This window comes from Streptococcus sp. E17BB (assembly GCF_041807725.1).
GTDB lineage: Bacteria > Bacillota > Bacilli > Lactobacillales > Streptococcaceae > Streptococcus > Streptococcus entericus.
In genome coordinates, this window is the sequence record NZ_JBGTZC010000083.1 from 1 (window position 1) to 611 (window position 611).

The following is a 611-nucleotide window of genomic DNA, read 5'->3' on the forward strand; positions in this document are numbered from 1 at the left end:
TTAGGTATGGAAAGTCAAGGTCATACCTGCATTGGCTTTTGCGAAATAGATAAATTCGCTAGACGGTCTTATCAGGCCATTTTTGAGACAGAAGGAGAATTAGAATACCATGACATTACCCAAATCACCGATGATCAACTCAGAGAACTCCGAGGGCAAGTGGATGTTCTCTGTGGGGGCTTTCCTTGCCAAGCCTTTTCTCTCGCAGGCAGACGATTGGGATTTGAGGACACTAGAGGGACTCTCTTCTTTGAGCTTGCTCGATGTGCCAAGGAAATCCAACCACCTTATCTATTTTTTGAAAACGTCAAGGGGCTATTCAGTCACGACCAGGGACGGACGTTCGCCACAATCCTCACCACACTGGATGAACTGGGGTATCATGTCGAATGGCAAGTGCTTAACAGTAAAGATTTCGGCCTTCCCCAAAACAGGGAGCGGGTCTTTCTTATCGGACATTCTCGAAAGCGAGGTTTCCGACCAGTATTTCCTCTCCGAGGACAAGGTAGCCCAGCTCATCTTGACCGACTAGGTAATGTTAATCCATCAGGTCGGGGCATGAGTGGGGAGGTCTATCTGGCAACTGGATTATCGCCAACCTTAACCGTAAA

At 47.8% G+C, this 611-nt stretch carries 1 protein-coding gene; it reads left to right on the top strand.

Going from position 1 to position 611, the window contains the following annotated elements; translation table 11 throughout:
- Window positions 1-611 (top strand): DNA cytosine methyltransferase (locus ACERC7_RS10720; RefSeq protein ID WP_373666914.1); only part of this gene is annotated, 611 nt, incomplete at both ends.